The 19,355-nt window shown below is 72.6% G+C and carries 15 protein-coding genes and 1 other RNA gene; 8 read left to right on the plus strand and 8 right to left on the minus strand.

All coding sequences use genetic code 11. The features are described 5' to 3' along the window. Positions 1-41: 41 nt before the first annotated feature. The 4 genes from OG534_RS22545 to OG534_RS22560 all read right to left on the minus strand — a co-directional run bounded on the left by OG534_RS22545 (position 42) and on the right by OG534_RS22560 (position 6,958). Positions 42-998, minus strand: a complete 957-nt coding sequence (locus OG534_RS22545) for a carbohydrate ABC transporter permease (RefSeq protein WP_326590191.1) — start codon at positions 996-998, stop codon at positions 42-44. Then, a complete protein-coding gene (locus OG534_RS22550) occupies positions 995-2,287 on the minus strand; it encodes a carbohydrate ABC transporter permease (protein ID WP_326593763.1) in 1,293 nt (430 codons plus the stop codon). Before OG534_RS22550 ends, OG534_RS22545 begins: the two co-directional genes overlap by 4 nt. Before the next feature lie 140 nt (positions 2,288-2,427). Next, positions 2,428-3,786: an ABC transporter substrate-binding protein gene (locus tag OG534_RS22555; protein ID WP_326590193.1), complete on the minus strand. Its 1,359-nt coding sequence runs from the start codon at positions 3,784-3,786 to the stop codon at positions 2,428-2,430. A 97-nt stretch (positions 3,787-3,883) separates the two neighbouring features. Next, positions 3,884-6,958: an FHA domain-containing protein gene (locus tag OG534_RS22560; RefSeq protein ID WP_442807128.1), complete on the minus strand. Its 3,075-nt coding sequence runs from the start codon at positions 6,956-6,958 to the stop codon at positions 3,884-3,886. Between the two features lie 381 nt (positions 6,959-7,339). On the opposite strand from OG534_RS22560, the gene OG534_RS22565 reads away from it, so the two are divergent. Together OG534_RS22565 and OG534_RS22570 are read left to right on the plus strand one after the other, a co-directional pair. Continuing rightward, positions 7,340-9,127, plus strand: a complete 1,788-nt coding sequence (locus tag OG534_RS22565; RefSeq protein WP_326590195.1) for a serine/threonine-protein kinase — start codon at positions 7,340-7,342, stop codon at positions 9,125-9,127. A gap of 160 nt (positions 9,128-9,287) precedes the next feature. Then, positions 9,288-10,535 carry a serine/threonine-protein kinase gene (locus tag OG534_RS22570; RefSeq protein ID WP_326590197.1) on the plus strand — a complete coding sequence of 416 codons (1,248 nt, stop codon included), beginning with the start codon at positions 9,288-9,290 and terminating at the stop codon, positions 10,533-10,535. A gap of 236 nt (positions 10,536-10,771) precedes the next feature. On the opposite strand, the gene OG534_RS22575 is transcribed toward OG534_RS22570, so the two are convergent. Continuing rightward, entirely contained in the window at positions 10,772-11,773 is a 1,002-nt protein-coding gene (locus tag OG534_RS22575) for an isopenicillin N synthase family dioxygenase (RefSeq protein WP_326590199.1), read from the minus strand. Positions 11,774-12,088: 315 nt separating this feature from the next. Between OG534_RS22575 and prfB the strand changes: the two genes are divergently transcribed. After that, a complete protein-coding gene (gene prfB / locus OG534_RS22580) occupies positions 12,089-13,198 on the plus strand; it encodes a peptide chain release factor 2 (RefSeq protein WP_326590200.1) in 1,110 nt (369 codons plus the stop codon). A 122-nt stretch (positions 13,199-13,320) separates the two neighbouring features. On the opposite strand, the gene OG534_RS22585 is transcribed toward prfB, so the two are convergent. Continuing rightward, positions 13,321-13,515, minus strand: a complete 195-nt coding sequence (locus OG534_RS22585) for a hypothetical protein (protein ID WP_326590201.1) — start codon at positions 13,513-13,515, stop codon at positions 13,321-13,323. Between the two features lie 237 nt (positions 13,516-13,752). Between OG534_RS22585 and ftsE the strand changes: the two genes are divergently transcribed. From ftsE to ssrA, 5 genes are all read left to right on the plus strand, one after another. Beyond that, on the plus strand, positions 13,753-14,442 hold the full coding sequence (ftsE, locus tag OG534_RS22590) for a cell division ATP-binding protein FtsE (RefSeq protein ID WP_326590202.1): 690 nt from the start codon (positions 13,753-13,755) through the stop codon (positions 14,440-14,442). A 17-nt stretch (positions 14,443-14,459) separates the two neighbouring features. Beyond that, positions 14,460-15,422: a permease-like cell division protein FtsX gene (ftsX, locus tag OG534_RS22595; protein ID WP_326590203.1), complete on the plus strand. Its 963-nt coding sequence runs from the start codon at positions 14,460-14,462 to the stop codon at positions 15,420-15,422. Positions 15,423-15,489: 67 nt separating this feature from the next. Beyond that, positions 15,490-16,680, plus strand: a complete 1,191-nt coding sequence (locus OG534_RS22600; protein ID WP_326590204.1) for a S41 family peptidase — start codon at positions 15,490-15,492, stop codon at positions 16,678-16,680. An 18-nt stretch (positions 16,681-16,698) separates the two neighbouring features. Further along, entirely contained in the window at positions 16,699-17,184 is a 486-nt protein-coding gene (gene smpB / locus OG534_RS22605; RefSeq protein WP_326590205.1) for an SsrA-binding protein SmpB, read from the plus strand. 84 nt (positions 17,185-17,268) lie between these two features. Further along, positions 17,269-17,657, plus strand: a transfer-messenger RNA (tmRNA) gene (gene ssrA / locus OG534_RS22610). 92 nt (positions 17,658-17,749) lie between these two features. Here ssrA and OG534_RS22615 read toward each other — a convergent pair. Then, a complete protein-coding gene (locus OG534_RS22615; RefSeq protein ID WP_326590207.1) occupies positions 17,750-18,025 on the minus strand; it encodes a type II toxin-antitoxin system Phd/YefM family antitoxin in 276 nt (91 codons plus the stop codon). A gap of 127 nt (positions 18,026-18,152) precedes the next feature. Next, positions 18,153-19,316, minus strand: coding sequence for an SH3 domain-containing protein (locus tag OG534_RS22620; protein ID WP_326590208.1), 1,164 nt, complete (start codon positions 19,314-19,316; stop codon positions 18,153-18,155). Between the last annotated feature and the right edge of the window lie 39 nt (positions 19,317-19,355).

Raw genomic sequence — 19,355 nt, forward strand, 5'->3', positions numbered from 1 at the left:
GCGTCGACCCGCGTGCGCCGGACCGGCCGCCCCCGCTGCCGCTACTTGATCGCTCCGGCCATCACCCCCGAGACGAACTGCCGCTGGAAGGCGAAGAAGACCACGAGCGGGATCACCATCGACAGGAACGCGCCGGGCGCCAGCACGTCGATGTTGTTCCCGAACTGCCGCACCTGCTGCTGGAGCGCGACCGTGACCGGCGGGCTGGCCGAGTCCGCGAAGACCAGCGCCACGAGCATGTCGTTCCACACCCACAGGAACTGGAAGATGCCGAGCGAGGCGATCGCCGGCCCGCCGAGCGGCAGCACCACCCGCGTGAACAGCCGCAGTTCGCCCGCCCCGTCCAGGCGGGCCGCCTCCAGCAACTCGCGCGGGATCTGCGCGAAGAAGTTGCGCAGCAGGAACACGGCGAAGGGCAGGCCGAAGGCGGTGTGGAAGAGGACCACTCCCGCCGTGGTCTCGAACAGCCCGATGGTGCCGAAGAGTTCGGAGACCGGGATCAGCGCCACCTGTACGGGGACGACGAGCAGCCCGACCACGACGAGGAAGAGCCAGTCCCGGCCGGGGAACTCCAGCCAGGCGAAGGCGTATCCGGCCAACGAGCCCAGGACGAGCACGAGCAGGGTGGCCGGCACCGCGATCGCGAACGTGTTCAGGAGGGAGCCGGTGATCGTGTCGTTGGCCAGCAGCCGCTCGTAGTTGCCGGCGGTCAGCCGCGAGGGCGCGGTCAGCACCTGCCACCAGCCGCCCTTGTTGAGGTCGGTGGGGGAGAGGAAGGAGGAGAGGAGCAGCCCCAGGGTGGGCAGCAGCCAGAACAGCGCGGCCGCGACCAGGAACACGCGCACCGCGCCCGCGGCGAGCTTGGCGGAGGCGAGCCTGGCGTACGAGGCCTTGGCGTACGAGGTCGCGGCGTACGGGGCCTTGGCGTACGGGGCCTTCGCCGCGGCCGGGGTACCGGTGCCCCCCGTCGGGTCCGGCGGCGCGTCGGAACGGCTCATCGGGACCTCTCCTTGCGCAGCCGGCGGATGTTCACGAGCATCACCGGGATCACCAGCACCAGCAGCAGCACGGCGATGGCGCTGCCCAGCCCCGGATGGGCGTCCGTGCCGAAGGAGGTCCGGTACAGCTGGAGCGCGAGCACGTTCGCGTCGTCCTGGACCGCGCCCGGCGCGATCACGAAGACCAGGTCGAAGATCTTCATGACGTTGATGACGAGGGTGACGAGCACGACCGCGAGGACGGGCGCCAGCAGCGGGACGGTGATCCGGCGGAACACCTGCCACTCGTTCGCCCCGTCCACGCGCGCCGCCTCCAGCAGCTCACGCGGTACGGCGGCCAGCCCGGCCCCGATCAGCACCATCGCGAAACCGGCCCACATCCATACGTACGCCCCGATGACCGCCGGGGTGACCAGCGACGGGCCGAGCCACTCCACCCCGGCGTACGCCTCCCGGAAGTTGGCGGCGGGCAGCCGCAGCTGCGCCCCGTCGGCCTTCGCGGACAGGGTGAAGGTGCCGTCGGCGCGGGCCGTCGCCGTGTCGACCACCCGGCCGTCCTTGACCGCCTCGATCCGCATCCCGGCGAAGCCCTGTTCGGTCGGGTCGACCACGTTCGTCGCACCGCCCCCGCCCCGGGTGAAGTCCTGCCAGACGGTGCCGGTGACCTTGCCCGGTACGGGCTCGGAGTTGCCGGCCGTCCGCGTCCCCTCGGGCAGGGCCTCCGGGGCCACCCCGACCAGCGGCAGCAGCACCGGGGTGCCCGCGCGGACGGGGTCGCGGGTCACGAAGGCGCCCCCGCCGGCGTCCGCGAGCGGCGAGTCCCGGCCCGGGCGGGCCTTGGGGAAGGCCGAGGACTCGGCGAAGGTGTCGTGGACCCCGACCCAGACCGCGTTGGCGACGCCCCGGTCGGGATCGTGGTCGTAGACGAGCCGGAAGATGATGCCCGCCGCCAGCATCGAGATCGCCATCGGCATGAACACCAGCAGCTTGAACGCCGTTCCCCAGCGGACCCGTTCGGTGAGCACCGCGAAGATCAGGCCGAGCGCGGTGGCCGTGGTCGGGGCGAGCACCACCCACACCGCCGTGTTCTCCAGGGCGGTGCGGATGGTGTCGTCGCTCAGGATCTCGCGGTAGTTGTCGCCGCCGACGAACGTGCCGCCGGAGCGGTCGAAGAAGCTGCGGTAGAGGGAGTAGCCGATCGGGTGCACGACGAGCGCGCCCAGCAGTACGAGGGCCGGGAGGAGGAACGCCGCCGCGATCAGGCGGCGGCGCCGGGCCTCCGCGGACAGCCCGCGGGAGGCCTGCGACCGGGCCGACGCGGCGGACGCGGCGGACGCGGCGGACGCGGCAGAGGAGGTGGACGAGGACGAGGAGTCGGACGAGGAGGACGGGGGCGAAGGGTCCGACGGGGACGGGGCCTTCACCGGGATCAGTTCCCGTAGGCCTTGGCCGCGTCCGCCTCCAGTTTCGCCTGGGTGCCCGCCACGTCCGACGGGTTCGCCAGGAAGTCCTGGAGCGCCTTCCACTCGCCCGCGCCCGGGGTCCCGCCGAAGGCCGCCGGGGCCTGGTCCGACATGTCGAAGCGGAAGTCGTCGCCCGCCGCGATCAGCGCCTTGGCGATGCCGCGCTGGATGTCGTTCGGGTAGGCCGCCGGGTCCACCGCCTTGTTCGGGGAGAGGAAACCGCCCTCGCGGGCCTGGATCTCCGCCGCGTCCGGCGAGGCCAGGAAGGTCAGCAGCGCCTGCGCGCCCTTCGACGGCTTCAGCGCGACGGCAACGTCACCGCCCGAGACCACCGGCGCCTTCGCGCCGACCGCAGGGAACGGGAAGACGAGGGCGTCCGTGCCCACCTTCGCCTCGGTCTGCGCGATGTTCACCGCCACGAAGTCGCCCTCGAAGACCATCGCGGCCGCCGGCCGGTCGCCGCCGGTGAAGGTCTGCGTCACCGACTTCGGGAACTCCGTGGACAGCGCCCCGCTGGTCCCGCCCGCCAGGAAGTCCTTGCGCCCGAACAGCTCGCCGAGCGTGGTCAGGGCCTGCTTGACGCTGTCGTCCGTCCACTTGATCTGGTGTTTGGCCAGCTGGTCGTACTTCTCCGGCCCCGCCTGGGAGAGGTAGACGTTCTCGAACCAGTCGGTGAGGGTCCAGCCGTCCGCGCCCGCCACCGAGACGGCCGGGGTGCCCGACGCGGAGAGGGTGTCGGCTGCGGTGATCAGTTCCTTCCAGGTCTTCGGGGGCTTGACGCCCGCCGCCTCGAAGGCCTTCGCGTTGTACCAGATCAGCGACTTGTTGGCGGCCTTGTAGTACACGCCGTACTGGGTGCCCCCGACCGCGCCGAGGTCCTTCCAGCCCGCCGAGTAGTTCGCGTCCAGCTGCGCCTTGGCCTCCGGTCCCACCGGCTGCACCCACTTGTTCTGCACCGCCGAGACCAGCGCCCCGACCTGCGGGAGCAGTGCGACGTCCGGCGGGGCCCCGCCGGCGATCTTCGTTCCGAGGAAGGTGACGATCGGGTCCTGGGCCGGGACGAAGGTGACCGTGGCTCCCGTCCGCTTCTCGAACTCCTTCAGGACCTTGGTGAAGTTCTCCTGCTCCGGGCCCGTCCAGACCGCCGCGACCTCGACCTTCTCACCGGTCAGTTTCGGTAATTCCACCCGGGGCGAGGCCGTGGCGCCCTGGGGTGCCTGCGGTTCCTTCTCCCCGTCGCCCCCGCACGCGGTGAGCGCGAGCGCTCCCGCGGCGGCGAGCGCCGTCCAGGTGAGTGTCGTGCGGCTCGTTCCGTGCCTGCGCATGGCTCTGCCCCCGATGCCCGTGGTGTGTCCCGGACCACAAGGTCTACGCCGACCCGCGCGCCCCCGCAATACCGCGTCGCGGGGGCGGACGCGCGGGTCAGGGCGACGGCGGGAAGAGCACGGGTATCGCCGAGACCAGGTGCGAGGCCCGGTCCAGGGCGCTGGCCAGCAGCGCGAGGTCGGTCGGCCCGTTGCCCAGCTCACGGACCGGGCGGCGGGCCGGCGGATCGCCCATCCGCTCCCACTCCACCGGGACCACGGTCGGCCGCTGGGTCGCCGTCCGGGGGATCCGGCCGGTGACCCGGCCCGCCTGGAAGGGGACCGTACGGCCGTCCGCGAACCGGAGCAGGCCGCGGCCGGGGCCCGGCTGGTCGGGGGCGTCGAGCTCCACGCGCAGGGTGGCCATCCGGGCCGGCCCGGTGTCCGCCGTACGGTCCGGGCGGGCGGTGGCGGCCACCAGGTGCACGCCGAGGCGGGCGCCCTCGCGGGCCACCGCCTCCAGCGCCCGGACCACCGATCCGGCGGCGGGGCGGCCGGTACTGCCGAGCCCCGGCGCGACCAGCGCGTCGAGGTCGTCCACCAGGACCACCAGGCGGGGCAGCGGGCTCGGTCCGGCCGGGTCCGTGCGGGCGGCGGAGGCGCGCAGCCGGAGCGTTCCCGTGCGCTGGGGTTCGAGGTCGCCGCGCAGCTCGCCCGAGGTGGGCTGGCGGGGCGCGACCATCCGGTCGGAGACCTCGCGCTGTGCGTGCCACTCGGCGAACGGCACCCCGTCCAGCAGCTCGGAGCGGCGCTTGAGCTCGGCGCCCAGCGCCTGCGCGAACTCCCGCATGCGCAGCGGATCGGAGGCGACCAGATGGGCCGAGACGTGGGGGAGTTCGGTGCAGGGCAGCAGCCCGTCGCCGCGCTCGCCGCCCGCCCCGTCGAGGAGGACCAGCCCGAGCCGGTCCGGCCGGGCGCCCGCGGACAGGGACGCGGCCACCGAGCGCAGCAGCTCGGTCCGCCCGCTCCCCGCGGGTCCCTCGATGAACAGGTGCGGGCCGTCGTGGACCAGTTCGGTGCCGACGGGTCCGCGCCGCCCGCTGCCCAGCACGATCTCGGCGAGGCCGCCCTTGCCCTGGCCCTGGTCGGTGGCGGCGGCCCAGCGGGCCATCAGGGAGGCCGGGGTGGCCCGGGCCAGCCCCAGCTCGTCCAGCAGCCGTGCGGTGGCGGGCAGGGCGGCCGCGGTCGTGCGGTAGGGCCCGGTGGAGCCGCCGTCCCCGGTGCGCAGGGGCGCCAGGGCGCGGGCGAAGCGCTCGGCCCAGGCGGCGGAGACGGCGTCGGCGGTGGCGGTGCCCCCGGACGGGACCGGCCTGCCGCCGCTGACCGAGAAGGTCCGTACGGCCGTGGCCACGTCACCGCTGAGCAGGGCGACCGCGCCGCAGTCCCGGAAGGCGGGCGTGCTCGCGCACGCGGCCTCGTACGTCTCGGTGACCGGTGAGGCGGGGGTGGCGGCCGGGGCGTCGGCGAGCGCGAGCACGTGGATCCCGGCGGCCGGGCCGTGCGAGGCGAGCCGTCCGGTGATGTCGCGCAGCGGACCGGCCCCGGGATCGCCGTCGAGGACGAGGAGCGTGTACGGGCCTTCGTAGGCCTCGGCCGCCTGCCGCACGCGCGCGGGGTCGGCGGCGGCCCAGTGCGTGCCGAGCGGACCGTCGTCGAGGCGCCGGGTCAGTTCACCGGTGCGGGCCGCGGCCTGGTCGCGGTCGTACGCGAGCAGGAGCCGGCAGTCCTGGCCGTGCGCGGGCCGTACGTGGGGCAGCCAGCCGAGCCAGCCCCAGTCGCGCCGCCGGTCGGCGAGCGGGCGGGCCCGGTCGGTGGAGACGAGCACGATCTCCAGCTGCCCCGGCGCGTGCAGCCCCGCCAGCTGGGCGACCGCCCAGCGGGCGACCCCGGCCAGCCGGGCCCGCGGGCCGGCCAGGCCGAGGGCGCCGACGGCGGGCAGTGACACCCGGCTGCCGGCGCCGAGCCCGACCTGCAGCGCCGCGGCGTGGCCGGGCCGGCCGGGCGTACGGGACCACAGGCGCTCGGTGGGACCCATCGCGGCCAGCAGCAGCGCGGCGGGGTCGTCGGGGTCCGGTGCGGCGGCGAGGGCCACGGCCTGCGGTGCGGGCTCGGGGACGTCCTCCCCGCGCACCCACTTGCGGGCCCATGCCCCGAGCCCCTTGCGGCGGCCCGGTCCTGCGTCGGGGGCGCCGGGGCGGAGCCCGGACGGCGCGTCGGCGTCCGTCGGACTGTCGCCGGGTGCGGGGGAGCCGGTCGGGGCGGGGTGGGTCGGCAGGCTGGGCCCGCCCGCGGGTCCAGCCGCGGGCCCGGCGGGACCTGCCGGGGCGGTCGGACCTGCCGGGGGGTTCGTGCCGGTCGGGATGTTCGTGCCGGAGGCGTCGGGCGCCGTGCCGGAGGCGGGCGTGCGCGGCCCGGGGACGGGCGCGGCGGGGCCGGGGAGGGCGAGGTGGCCCTCCAGGTCCGGGGTCACCTGCAGCGGGGGCGGGCCCGCGGGCGCCAGTCGCAGGGTGGACTCGCCGACCCGCAGCAGCGCCCCCGGCGGCAGGGCGACCGGCTGGGGTCCCACGGGGGTGCCATCCAGCGTGGTGCCGTTCGTCGAGTCCAGGTCGGCCACCGCGACCCGTCCGTCGCGGATCACCGTCACGGCGCAGTGCATCCGCGACACGTCGGGGTCGTCCAGCGGGACGTCGGCGTCGGAGGAGCGGCCCACCCGGATCTGCCCGCTGTGCAGCAGGTGCACGCCGCCCGCGTCGGGTCCGGCGACCACGTGCAGCTGGGGTGCGCCGAGGCCGTCCTCGGGCAGGACGTCCGGCACCGGCGCGTGCAGCGCCAGGACCGCACCGTCGACGAGGGGCGGTTCGCCGAGGACCCGCCGCTGGAGGTCGAGGCGCTCGGAACCGGCGTACAGCACGACCGTGCCCCCGGTGTCGGGCCCGCCGACGGTCGCCGCGAGCCCGGAGGCGACCGCGGCCAGCGGGGTGCCGGCGGGTGCGGTGACGAGTACGTCACAACTCGCGGGGGCGGGCGCGGTCTGGTGGCCGCTGCGCGACCCAAGGACGGTCAGCCGGATCTGCATCGCCGTCAGCGGTCCCTTCTGCGCGGTGCGTGCGCCCGGCAGGGAGGTCCGGGGCATGGCTGCCCGGTCGCCCCCCACCCGGCACGGACGCGTCGTCCGGTCAGGTCTGCCGGATGGCGGGGCTCCCGTCCCGTGCCGTCCGTACGGGTGCATCCTCGCACCTGTCGCGGACAACACGCCCGGGGCCCACCGATAAATGATCTTGATTGATCACGGCCCGCGGCGGACCTCGACCGGATACCGACGGCGAGCCGGGGAAAGAGGGGGAAAAACGCCTCCGGCATACCCCGCAAACATCACCCTTCGCGCATATGTGCGGCAACCAACCTCCGGGGACCGGCGTCTTCCCGGGGGACACCCCCTAGAGTGGGCCGGAAAACCCATCAGGGGATCGACCACAGCAAGACGACAGCAGACGACAGCAGGGGAGCGCGAGACGTGCGGCCAGTCGGCAGCAAGTACCTGCTCGAGGAGCCGCTCGGGCGCGGCGCCACGGGCACTGTCTGGCGTGCACGCCAGAGGGAGGCCGCCGGCGCGGAGGCGGCGGTCGCCGGGCAGCCCGGCGAGACCGTGGCCATCAAGGTCCTCAAGGAGGAGCTGGCCCAGGACCCCGACATCGTGATGCGCTTCCTGCGCGAGCGTTCGGTCCTGCTGCGCCTGACCCACCCCAACATCGTGCGCACCCGCGACCTCGTCGTCGAGGGCGATCTGCTCGCCCTGGTCATGGACCTGATCGACGGCCCGGACCTGCACAAGTACCTCCGCGAGAATGGCCCCTTCACACCCGTCGCCGCGAGCCTGCTGACCGCCCAGATCGCGGACGCGCTCGCCGCCAGCCACGCCGACGGCGTGGTGCACCGCGACCTGAAGCCGGCCAACGTGCTGCTCGACGAGCGCGGCGGCCAGATGAAGCCGATGCTCACCGACTTCGGCATCGCCCGCCTCGCCGACTCCCCGGGCCTGACCCGCACCCACGAGTTCGTCGGCACCCCGGCCTACGTCGCCCCCGAGTCCGCGGAGGGCCGGCCGCAGACCTCCGCCGTCGACATCTACGGCGCCGGCATCCTCCTCTACGAGCTGCTCACCGGCCGCCCGCCGTTCGCCGGCGGCAACGCGCTCGAAGTGCTCCACCGCCACCTCAGCGAGGAGCCGCAGCGCCCCTCGACCGTGCCTGAGCCGCTGTGGACGGTCATCGAGCGCTGCCTGCGCAAGGAGCCGAACGAGCGCCCCAGCGCCGTGAGCCTGGCCCGCGGCCTGCGCGTGGTCGCCGCCGGCATCGGCGTGCACTCCTCGGCCGCCGAGGTCGAGGCCGCGCTCGGCGTCGGCGCGCTGCTCGCGCCCGACCCCTCGCCGGCGCCGGTCCCCGAGACCCCGGGCGCCGCGGACCCCACCCAGATGCTCCCGTCCGGGGCGGGCGGGCCCGCGGGCGCCTACGACCCGAACGCCATGACCAGCGTCATGCCGCCGGTCGGCGCGGCCGACGCCACCTCGGTGCTGCAGAGCACAGGGACCCCCGGGGCCGACCCGACCTCCGTGATGCCCCCCGTACAGCGGCCGGACCAGCCGCATCCGTGGCAGTCGCAGATGCAGGCCGCCCGCGACCGCAACGAGCAGACGCAGATCCAGTACCTCGACCCGAACGAGGACCCGCTGCGCCGCCGTCCGCAGCGGCAGGCGCCCCCGCCGCCGCAGCACCGGCCCCAGCAGCCCCAGCAGCAGCCGTACGGGCAGGGTCCGCCGCAGCAGCAGTACCAGCAGCCGCAGCAGCCCCAGTACCGCCGGCCGCAGCAGCCGCCCCAGCAGCAGTACGCGCCGCCCCCGCCGCCGCAGCACTACCAGCCGCAGCAGCACCAGCCCCAGCCGTACCAGCAGCAGCCTCAGGCGCAGCAGCCCCAGTACCGCCAGCCCCAGCCGCAGCAGCAGCCCCCGCAGGCTCCGCCGCCGCAGCGGCCGGCTCCCCGGGAGCCGCGCGAGCCGCGCCGCCGCAGCGCCAACCCGGTGCGGATCCCCGGCCTCGGCTGCCTCAAGGGCTGCCTGGTCGTGATCCTGATGTTCTTCGTGGCGGGCTGGCTGGTCTGGGAGCTCACCCCGCTCCAGGAGTGGGTCGGCACGGGCCGGGGCTGGTGGGACCAGCTGTGGACCTGGGGCTCGGACGTCGTCGACTGGGTCGGCACGGTCGGGGACGCCACGGGCTCGACGGGCTCCTCGGGGTCCACCCAGCCCTGAAGGGAACCCCGGTAGCGCCGACTTCGTGGATTTGTCGACTTCTGGGGCGTGATTTCGCCCGCAGAAGTGAAGGTCGCCGCGAATCCGGCCCCCTGGCGGCCTCCAACGCCCATCCGGCCGCGTAGCTTTGGTGCGTACGCCAGCCGCTGAGGGAGCAGTCGTGGCACGGAAGATCGGCAGCCGGTACACCGCGCACCAGATCCTGGGGCGCGGGAGCGCGGGCACGGTGTGGCTGGGCGAGGGTCCTGACGGGCCCGTCGCCGTCAAACTGCTGCGCGAGGACCTCGCGTCCGACCAGGAACTGGTCGGACGGTTCGTCCAGGAGCGCAGCGCGCTCCTCGGCCTGGACCATCCGCACGTCGTCTCCGTCCGCGACCTCGTCGTGGACGGCAACGACCTCGCCCTCGTCATGGACCTCGTCCGCGGTACGGACCTGCGCACGCGCCTCGACCGCGAGCGGCGGCTCGCCCCCGAGGCGGCCGTCGCGATCGTCGCGGACGTCGCCGACGCGCTGGCCGCCGCGCACGCGGCGGGGGTCGTCCACCGGGACGTCAAGCCGGAGAACGTCCTGCTGGACATGCAGGGCCCGCTCGGCCCCGGCGGCGCGCATCCCGCGCTGCTGACCGACTTCGGCGTGGCCAAGCTGATCGACTCGCCCCGGCGGGCCTCCGCGGGCCGGGCCTCGGCCCCCACGACCCGGATCATCGGCACCCCGGACTACCTGGCCCCCGAGATCGTGGAGGGCCTGCCCCCGCGGGCGGCGGTGGACATATACGCCCTGGCCACCGTCCTGTACGAGCTGCTGGCCGGTTTCACCCCCTTCGGCGGCGGCCACCCCGGCGCGGTCCTGCGGCGGCACGTGACCGAGACGGTCGTCCCGCTGCCGGGGATCCCCGACGAGCTGTGGCAGCTCATCGTGCAGTGCCTGGCCAAGGCCCCGGCCTCGCGGCTGCGGGCCTCGGAGCTGTCGGTCCGGCTGCGGGACATGCTGCCGATGCTGGCCGGCATGCCGCCGCTGGACGTGGACGAGCCGGACGACGCGGAACCGGACCCCGAGCCCTCGGAGGAGCCGGCCGCCGATCCGGTACGGCGGCGGGGCGTGGTCCCGCTGGTGCCGGGGTCCGCGACGGACTCCAACCGTGACACCCACACCTCGATGCGGGTGCCGGGGCCGGACGAGCTGGCGGGCGGGGCGCTGGGCACGGCGCGGGTCCCGCGGCCGGCCGGCGGGCACCGGCCGGGCGCGGCCCGGCACCGGGCGGAGGCTGCGCGCAAGCGGCGGCTGGTGCTGTCCGTGTGTGCCGTGGCGTTGGCCGCCGCCGTGGGCCTGGGCGGCTGGCTGGCCTTCTCCGGGGGCGATGAGCCCCCACCCCAGGACAGCAAGCAGTCGGTCCCGCGGGTCCCGTAGCCTGCGGCCCGGCCTCCTGGGGCTCCGCCCCAGACCCCGCGCCTCAAACGCCGGCGAGGCTCAAAAGATCGCCTCAAACGCCGGCGGGGCTGGAAGAGCGCCTCAAACGCCGGCGAGGCTGGAAAGATCGCCGGCGGGGCTGGGTTTTCCAGCCCCGCCGGCGTTTGAGGCGCGGGCGCGGAGCGCCGTAGGGGTGCGGGCGCGGAGCCCCGGCGGGGTGCGGGGCGGAGCCCCGTTTAGACGCCGACCAGTTCCGGGTGCCAGCGCCGCGCCACGGCCGGGTGCGCGCGGACCCAGCCCTTCAGCTCGTTGCGGCCGTACTCGGCGTGCAGCGGGTTCGACGCGTCGTGCGCGATGCCCGGCGCCGAGCGCAGGTAGTCGCCCGGGACCGTGTCGACGACCGCGTCGAGGCGCGGGTTGTAGAAGAACGGGACCGAATACCGCTCCACCGCACCCGGCGGGCTGACCACCCGGTGGTCGGTCGCCGTCAGGTAGCCCTCGGTCGCGATCTCCAGCAGCTCGCCCAGGTTCACCACGAACGCGCCCGGCAGCGGCGGCACGTCCACGTAGCCCCCGTCGCGGACGACCTGGAGGCCTCCCACCGAGTCCTGCAGCAGCAGGGTCAGGAAGCCGTAGTCCTTGTGCGCGCCGACGCCCTGGTCCGCGCCGGACGGGGCCGACCCCGGGTAGCGGATCAGCTTGGTGTGCAGATGGGGGCGGTCCGCGAAGGCCTCGTCGAAGAAGTCCGCCGGGGCGCCGATCGAGGTGAGGAGCTCCTGGAGCAGACGGTGGGCCACCGCCGCGAGCCGGGACTGCCAGTCCAGGACCGCCGTGCGGAGCTCCGGCAGGGCGGCCGGCCACTGGTTGGGGCCCTCCAGCCACAGGTACGCCGGGTCGTCCGGCCCCACCGCCGGCGCGGGGCGCTCGGCGCCGACGTCCAGCTGGTCCCGCCAGTCGGAGGCCCCACCGGTCAGCTCGTGGCCGATCCGGGTGTAGCCGCGGAAGTGCGGGGAGTTCAGATTGCTCACGGCCAGCCGGTCGGCCTCCGGGAGGGAGAAGAAGGCCCTGGTCAGGTCCAGGATGCGGGCGCTCTCGGCGGCGGTCACGCCATGCCCGGTCAGGTGCAGGAAACCGGTGTCCCTGGCGGCTGCGTGCAGCTGCTTCAGGAAGTCGGCCCGCTGGGCCGGGTCGTCGGCCTGGGACAGGTCCAGGACGGGGAGAGTGTGCGCGGACGGCATGACGGCTCCGTTTCGGATGTCACGGGGTCCTGTTCCCCTTGTGGTGTCGGGGGCCGCGGGCGGGGAGGGTCGCCGGCGGGGATGGTGCCGGGACCGCGTGAGCCGCGTACAGGACCAAGTCGGATCGGGGTGGATCAGGCTTGGGGTTGGTCCGGCGGCAGACAGCTCGTCGTCGTGACACGCATGTGGTCCACATGGCGGCGCTTGACGAGGAGAACGGTCATAGGGTGAGCGTACGCCCGTGCGAGCCGTCATCAGTACGGGTGATCCGGCCTGCCCGGACGGCGTTGTCCGAGGACCGGCTACGCTGGACCCGTGGCAGTCGTCGATGTTTCCGAAGAGCTGAAGTCCCTCTCCTCGACCATGGGGTCGATCGAGGCCGTCCTGGACCTCGACAAGCTGAGGGCAGATATCGCCGTGCTCGAGGAGCAGGCCGCCGCGCCGTCCCTGTGGGACGACCCGGAGGCAGCTCAGAAGATCACGAGCAAGCTTTCGCACCTCCAGGCGGAGGTGCGCAAGACCGAGACCCTGCGCGGTCGCATCGACGACCTCGCGGTGCTCTTCGAGCTCGCCCAGGAGATGGACGACGCGGACACCCTCGCCGAGGCGGAGAGCGAGCTGGTCTCCGTCCGCAAGGCGCTGGACGAGATGGAGGTCCGGACCCTGCTCTCCGGCGAGTACGCCGAGCGCGAGGCCCTGGTCAACATCCGTGCCGAGGCCGGCGGCGTCGACGCCTCCGACTTCGCCGAGCGCCTCCAGCGGATGTACCTGCGCTGGGCCGAGCGCCACGGCTACTCCACCGAGATCTACGAGACCTCGTACGCGGAAGAGGCCGGCATCAAGTCGACCACCTTCGTCGTCAAGGCCCCGTACGCCTACGGCACCCTCTCCGTCGAGCAGGGCACCCACCGCCTCGTGCGGATCTCGCCCTTCGACAACCAGGGCCGCCGCCAGACCTCCTTCGCGGGCGTCGAGGTGCTCCCGGTCGTCGAGACCAGCGACCACGTGGAGATCGACGAGGCCGAGCTGCGCGTCGACGTGTACCGCGCCTCCGGCCCCGGCGGCCAGGGCGTCAACACCACCGACTCGGCGGTGCGCATCACGCACATCCCGACCGGCATCGTGGTGTCCTGCCAGAACGAGCGCTCGCAGATCCAGAACAAGGCCAGCGCGATGAACGTCCTCCAGGCCAAGCTGCTCGAGCGGCGCCGCCAGGAGGAGAAGGACAAGATGGACGCCCTCAAGGACGGCGGAAGCTCCTGGGGCAACCAGATGCGCTCCTACGTCCTGCACCCGTACCAGATGGTCAAGGACCTGCGGACGGAGTTCGAGGTCGGCAACCCGCAGGCGGTGCTCGACGGCGAGATCGACGGCTTCCTGGAGGCCGGGATCCGCTGGCGCAAGCAGCAGGAGCAGACCGCGTAACGCAGACCACATCACGCGGAGCGCGCGCAGACGCAACACACGAGGGCCCGGACACCGATGGTGTCCGGGCCCTCGTGTTCGAGTGTGATCGGTACGCGGCACGGAGACCGCGGGCACCGCGACTAGGCGGTCTGCTGGGCCACCAGTACCAGAGCGGCCACGAGGACCACCATGAGCACGATGAGGGCCACGGGGTTCAGGCCGGAGAAGGGGCCCTCCTGCTGCTGGAGGCGCTCCCGGTTCGCCCGGCACACCGGGCAGCGGCCCTGGCTGACGGGTGCGGCGCAGTTCGCGCACACGAGCCGGTCATATGTCATGCGCTCCTCCTCTCGTCCCCTCGGTCGTGTCGATGCCTATAACGGCGTGGGGAACCAGACCGTTCCCCCTACCACTGTGCCAGCTTCGCCGACATTCGGCGCGGCCCGTCCGGGCAATCACGCTCAGGACCCCCCATGACCCCGGGATAAATCGGGCAAGTCCGGATGCCGGGTCCACACCTCGCGCCCGTTCGCGTATGGTCACGCACACCTACTCCCGGCGACCGTGGTGCACCCGTGATCCGATTCGACAGTGTCTCCAAGTCCTACCCGAAGCAGAGCCGTCCCGCACTCAGAGAAGTCTCCCTCGACATCGCGAAGGGCGAGTTCGTCTTCCTGGTCGGCTCCTCCGGCTCCGGCAAGTCCACGTTCCTGCGCCTCCTGCTGCGCGAGGAGCGGGCGAGCCACGGCCAGGTGCACGTCCTGGGCAAGGACCTCGCCAAGCTCTCCAACTGGAAGGTCCCGCAGATGCGGCGCCAGTTGGGGACCGTCTTCCAGGACTTCCGCCTGCTGCCCAACAAGACGGTGGCCGAGAACGTGGCCTTCGCGCAGGAGGTCATCGGCAAGCCGCGGGGCGAGATCCGCAAGGCCGTCCCGCAGGTCCTCGAACTGGTCGGTCTGGGCGGCAAGGAGGAGCGGATGCCCGGCGAGCTCTCCGGCGGTGAGCAGCAGCGCGTGGCCATCGCCCGCGCCTTCGTCAACCGCCCCGCCCTGCTGATCGCGGACGAGCCCACCGGCAACCTCGACCCGCAGACCTCCGTCGGGATCATGAAGCTGCTGGACCGGATCAACCGGACCGGCACCACCGTGATCATGGCGACGCACGATCAGCAGATCGTGGACCAGATGCGCAAGCGCGTCATCGAACTCGAACAGGGCCGACTCGTACGCGACCAGTCGCGCGGCGTCTACGGCTACCAGCACTGAAAGGCCCTTGAGACGTCATGCGCGCCCAGTTCGTCATGTCGGAGATCGGCGTCGGCCTCCGTCGCAATCTCACCATGACCTTCGCGGTCATCATCTCGGTGGCCCTGTCACTGGCCCTGTTCGGCGGCTCCCTGCTCATGAGCGAGCAGGTGAGCAGGATGAAGGGCTACTGGTACGACAAGGCCAACATCTCGATCTACCTCTGCAACAAGCAGGACGCCCAGGAGGCCGGTGAGGCCGCGGCCAAGGCCAAGGAATCGGGCGCCACGGGGGTCACGGTCTGCGGCAAGGGCGCCGTGACCGACGAGCAGAAGAAGCAGATCGAGTCCGAGCTCAAGCAGATGTCCCTGGTCAAGTCGGTGGCCTACGAGTCGGCCGACGAGGCGTACAAGCACTACCAGGAGCAGTACGGCCACACCGCGCTGGCCTCCTCCATCACGCCCGACCAGATGCAGGAGTCCTTCCGGGTCAAGCTCAAGAACCCGGAGAAGTACAAGGTGGTCACCTCCGCCTTCGTGGGCCGCGACGGCATCCACACCGTCGACGACCAGCGCCAGGCGATCGACGACCTCTTCCGGATCCTCAACTACCTCAACATCGCCGCCATCGCGATCATGCTGATCATGCTGATCGTGGCGCTGCTGCTGATCGTCAACACCGTGCGCGTCTCGGCGTTCAGCCGCAGGCGGGAGACCGGGATCATGCGGCTGGTGGGTGCGTCCAGCTTCTACATCCAGGTCCCCTTCATCATGGAGGCCGCCGTCGCGGGCCTCATCGGCGCGCTCTTCGCCTGCGCCATGCTCGTCTCCGGGCAGTACTTCGTGATCGACCACGGCGTCGGACTGCGGGACAAGATCCAGCTGATCGACTTCATGGGCTGGGGATCGGTGCTGGCCAAGCTCCCGTACGTGTTGTTCATCGGCCTCCTGATGCCCTCCATGGCCGCCTTCATCGCCCTGCGCAAGTACCTGAAGGTGTGACAAGCGCCCCGCTAGCGGTCCGGCCAACCATCCGTACCGGAGCGGGGCTTGTCCTAGACTCGGCGCCATGCCGGGTCTGCCCGCCTTCTGTCTCCGGCCCCGCGACCTGCGTCGCGGGGCCGTTTTGACGTTGGCCTTCCTCGCCGCCGTCGCCACCGGTGCCTTAACCGGATGCTGGGACCGCGAGGACGCCGCCGCGGCCGCCGCGGCCGCCGCGGTCCGTACGGACCTCCCCGCTTCCGGTGCCCCCCGTGAGGCGGGCACCGCCGACCGCGACGCGGTGGCCCGCGCCGCCGCCGAGGCCGTGGCCGAGGGGAAGTCGGGCAAGAAGGCGGCCCAGGACGTGGTCAGCCGCAGCGGAGACCGCTGGGGCACCGTCTACGACCAGGGCGAGTACGCCGCCTTCGCCGAGGGCCTCGACGGTCACTGGACCGGCGTCGGGGTCTGGGCCGGGCGCGCCCACGACGGCGTGATCAAGGTCGACAAGGTCCAGCCCGGCAGCCCCGCCGCACGGGCCGGCCTGCGCGCCGGGGACCGGCTGCTGAGCGTCGACGGGCACGCCGTCACCGGCCTCACCGTGACCGACGTGGTCGCCCTGCTGCGCGGCGCGGCCGGCACCCCCGTGGTGCTGAACCTGAGCCGGGACGGCGCCGACCTCACCGAGACCGTCCGCCGCGAGCAGCTGCGCACCGAGCCGGTGACCGTACGCCAGCGCGCGGACGGCGTCACCGTCATCAAGGTCATCTCCTTCACCCGCGGTTCCGGCGAGCGGGTCAGGGCAGCCGTCCGCGCGGCACCGCCCGGCGCCGGGGTGGTGCTCGACCTGCGCGGCAATCCGGGCGGGCTGGTCGCCGAGGCGGTCACGGCAGCCTCAGCCTTCCTGGACGGCGGGCTCGTGGCGACGTACGACGTACGGGGCGACCAGCGCGTCCTGCACGCGGCCCCGGGCGGGGACACGGCCCGGCCGCTGGTGGCCCTCGTCGACGGCGGCACGATGAGTGCGGCCGAGCTGGTGACGGGCGCCCTCCAGGACCGGGGCCGGGCGGTGGCGGTCGGCAGCCGGACCTTCGGCAAGGGTTCGGTGCAGATGCCGACCGAGCTCCCGGACGGCTCGGTGGCCGAGCTGACGGTGGGCACGTACCGCACGCCGGCGGGCCGCAGCCTGGACGGCAGCGGCATCACGCCGGACGTGGCGGCGGGCGACCGGGTCGAGGAACGGGCCGTCACGGTATTGGGTGGCCTCGGGGTGGGTCCATAGTGCGAAAATGACCGCACTATGGCTAAGGAAAAAGGGCGCAAGCTGATCGCCCAGAACAAGAAGGCGCGGCACGACTACACGATCATCGACACCTACGAGTGCGGTCTCGTGCTCACGGGGACCGAGGTCAAGTCCATGCGCCAGGGCCGGGCCTCGCTGGTGGACGGCTTCGTGTCGGTGGAGGGCGGGGAGGCCTGGCTCTACAACGTGCACGTGCCGGAGTACAGCCAGGGCACCTGGACCAACCACAGCGCCCGGCGCAAGCGCAAGCTCCTCATGCACCGGGAGGAGATCGACAAGCTGGAGCGCAAGTCGGAGGAGACGGGTCACACGATCGTGCCCCTGTCGCTGTACTTCAAGGACGGCCGAGCGAAGGTCGAGATCGCGCTGGCGAAGGGCAAGAAGGAGTACGACAAGCGCCAGACCATGCGGGAGAAGCAGGACACCCGCGAGACGAACCGGACGATCTCGGCGATTCGCCGCCGTCAGCGGGGTACGGTTTAATCTCCTGGCACGCGGTGGTCCACTTCGCGTACCATGGCGTCAGCACCCCCCGCTTGCGGGTGGAGCACATTGTTAAAAAAACATGGGGATGATCGGTTTCGACAGCGGATGTCGATGCAGGGGAAGCGAGCCGAGGAAGCGGCAATGATCTCGCAAACCACATGTCGCAAACAATAATCGCCAACTCCAAGAGCGATAACTCCCGCTTCACCCTCGCTGCCTAATAACAGTGAGCTGAAGCCTCTGTGAGGAGCGTCAGCCCGGAAGTGGTCCCGGTCCGGATCCTGGCGTCAATTAGGGATCTAAACCTCTAGCCCCGGTCACGGGGGTTGGAGGGAAACCAAACAGTGACTGAGCCCGTCGGAGACTTGTCCGTGTGATCTCCGGGGCTGAGAAAAGCGCAGCGGACTGCGCTCGGAGAAGCCCTGCTTCTGCACCGTTGGACGCGGGTTCGATTCCCGCCATCTCCACTCATCCCATGTGGGCAAAGGCCCCGCAGCCTCTCGGCTGCGGGGCCTTCGTCATGTCTGGAACAATCCCACCCGGGTTGCGAAGTGGACACTCCTCACTCCTCGCCTCCGGCCAGCTCCCTCAGCTCATCCAGTGTCTTCATGAACGTGGACGCGCCCTCCCGGTCGCGTGCGACAGCTTCCATCAGCTGCTGGGCATTGGCGGGGGAGCGCAGAAGGTGGACGGTCTCCTGCCAGGAGTCGTAGTCGTCGGCGGACATCAGGACGGCGTCACCGCTCTTTGAGGTGATGCGCACCGGGGTGTGGTCGGTGTTGACGCGCTCGATCAGGGGAAGCAGGGTCGCCCTGGCTTCGCTGGCGCTTATGGACATGGTGTCCGCTCCTCTCTGACTTGTACGAGTCTGCGGTACGGGACTGGTACTGAAAAACTGGTGCGAGTGTGCAAAGGCCCCGCAGCTTCTCGGCTGCGGGGCCTTCGTCATGCCCGGCTGGTTGGCGTCAGCAGAACGGCACCTTGTTGAGGTTCAGGGCGTAGCGGGCGGAGATCCAGCCGCTGCCGTCGGCGAGCTTGTACCAGATCGAATTGCCTTCGACGTTCTGGCCGTTGACCTTGCACTGGAGCGCGACCACCGTGCCGGTCGGGATCTTGCCGTGCTGCTTGTAGTGGGTGCCGGGGCCGGAGCGGACGCCGAGGCCCTTGCCGGGGGTGACGATCTTGGCCTTCGGGGTGTCGTGGTGGCCGCCGCCGCACTTGCAGTCGCCGGGCTTGCCGGTGTCGCCCTTCGGGCCCTTCGGCCCCTGGGGCCCCTTCGGTCCCTGCTGGCCGGGCCTCCCCTGGTCACCCTTGTGGCCCTTCGGCCCCTGCGGTCCCTTGGGGCCGGGCCTGCCCGGGTCGCCCTTCGGCCCCTGGGACGGGCCCTGTTCGCCCTGTGGCCCCCGGGGCCCCTGAGGTCCGACGGGTCCCTGCGGGCCCTTCGGTCCGCGGGGGCCGGCGGGTCCCGCGGCGCCGTTCTTGCCCGTGTCGCCGCGTTCGCCCCGGGGGCCCGCGTCGCCCTTCTCGCCGCGCTCCCCCTTGTCGCCCTTGTCGCCCTTGGGGCCGGGCTTGCCCTTGTGCCCGGGCCGTCCGTCGTGGCCCGGTTTGCCGTCGTGCCCGTCGTCTCCCTTGTCGCCCTTGGGGCCGGCCACCGCGGTGGCGACGGCGAACAGGGCGGGCGCGTGGACGTCGGTCGCCCACTCGCCGCCGGTCAGCGTCGTTCCTTCCGGGGCGTCCGCGTCGACCCGTACGGACACTCCCAGTTGGGTCTGCGCCTCCGCGGGGAACTGGAAGCCGGCGCGGGTTCCGGCGTCGCAGGTCAGCAGCCGGGCGTCGGCCGACCGCGTACAGGGAGCGGCGGCGCGGCGGCCGTTCCAGTAGAAGCGGGTCTCCGGGAAGGTCGTCCGGTCCGGAGCGGCGATGCGGAAGGTTCCGCTGACGGCCGGTTCCGTCCCGCCCAGGGCGGCGATGACGACGCGGCCCGTCTTGCCGGGGGCGATCGAGGGTACGTAGGGCTGGGAGAACCGGAGCGTCGAGTCGGCGAGGGCCGGCGTCGCGGGCACCAGGGCGCCGGCGGTGACGGCCGCGACGATCAGGGCCGCGGACAGGGAGCGGGAAGCAGACAGCAAGGGGTGTTCCTCCGCAAAGGGAAGGGCGCTGGGGAAGGC

This window comes from Streptomyces sp. NBC_01294 (genome assembly GCF_035917235.1).
Taxonomy (GTDB): Bacteria; Actinomycetota; Actinomycetes; order Streptomycetales; family Streptomycetaceae; genus Streptomyces; species Streptomyces caledonius.

Excerpts from the sequence above, each read along its gene's own strand:
- OG534_RS22545 (WP_326590191.1), bottom strand. The coding sequence starts at position 998 with ATGAGCCGTTCCGACGCGCCGCCGGACCCGACGGGGGGCACCGGTACC.
- OG534_RS22555 (WP_326590193.1), bottom strand. The coding sequence starts at position 3,786 with ATGCGCAGGCACGGAACGAGCCGCACGACACTCACCTGGACGGCGCTC.
- OG534_RS22560 (WP_442807128.1), bottom strand. The coding sequence starts at position 6,958 with ATGCCCCGGACCTCCCTGCCGGGCGCACGCACCGCGCAGAAGGGACCG.
- OG534_RS22575 (WP_326590199.1), bottom strand. The coding sequence starts at position 11,773 with ATGCCGTCCGCGCACACTCTCCCCGTCCTGGACCTGTCCCAGGCCGAC.
- OG534_RS22585 (WP_326590201.1), bottom strand. The coding sequence starts at position 13,515 with ATGACATATGACCGGCTCGTGTGCGCGAACTGCGCCGCACCCGTCAGC.
- ftsX (WP_326590203.1), top strand. The coding sequence starts at position 14,460 with ATGCGCGCCCAGTTCGTCATGTCGGAGATCGGCGTCGGCCTCCGTCGC.
- OG534_RS22600 (WP_326590204.1), top strand. The coding sequence starts at position 15,490 with ATGCCGGGTCTGCCCGCCTTCTGTCTCCGGCCCCGCGACCTGCGTCGC.
- smpB (WP_326590205.1), top strand. The coding sequence starts at position 16,699 with ATGGCTAAGGAAAAAGGGCGCAAGCTGATCGCCCAGAACAAGAAGGCG.
- OG534_RS22615 (WP_326590207.1), bottom strand. The coding sequence starts at position 18,025 with ATGTCCATAAGCGCCAGCGAAGCCAGGGCGACCCTGCTTCCCCTGATC.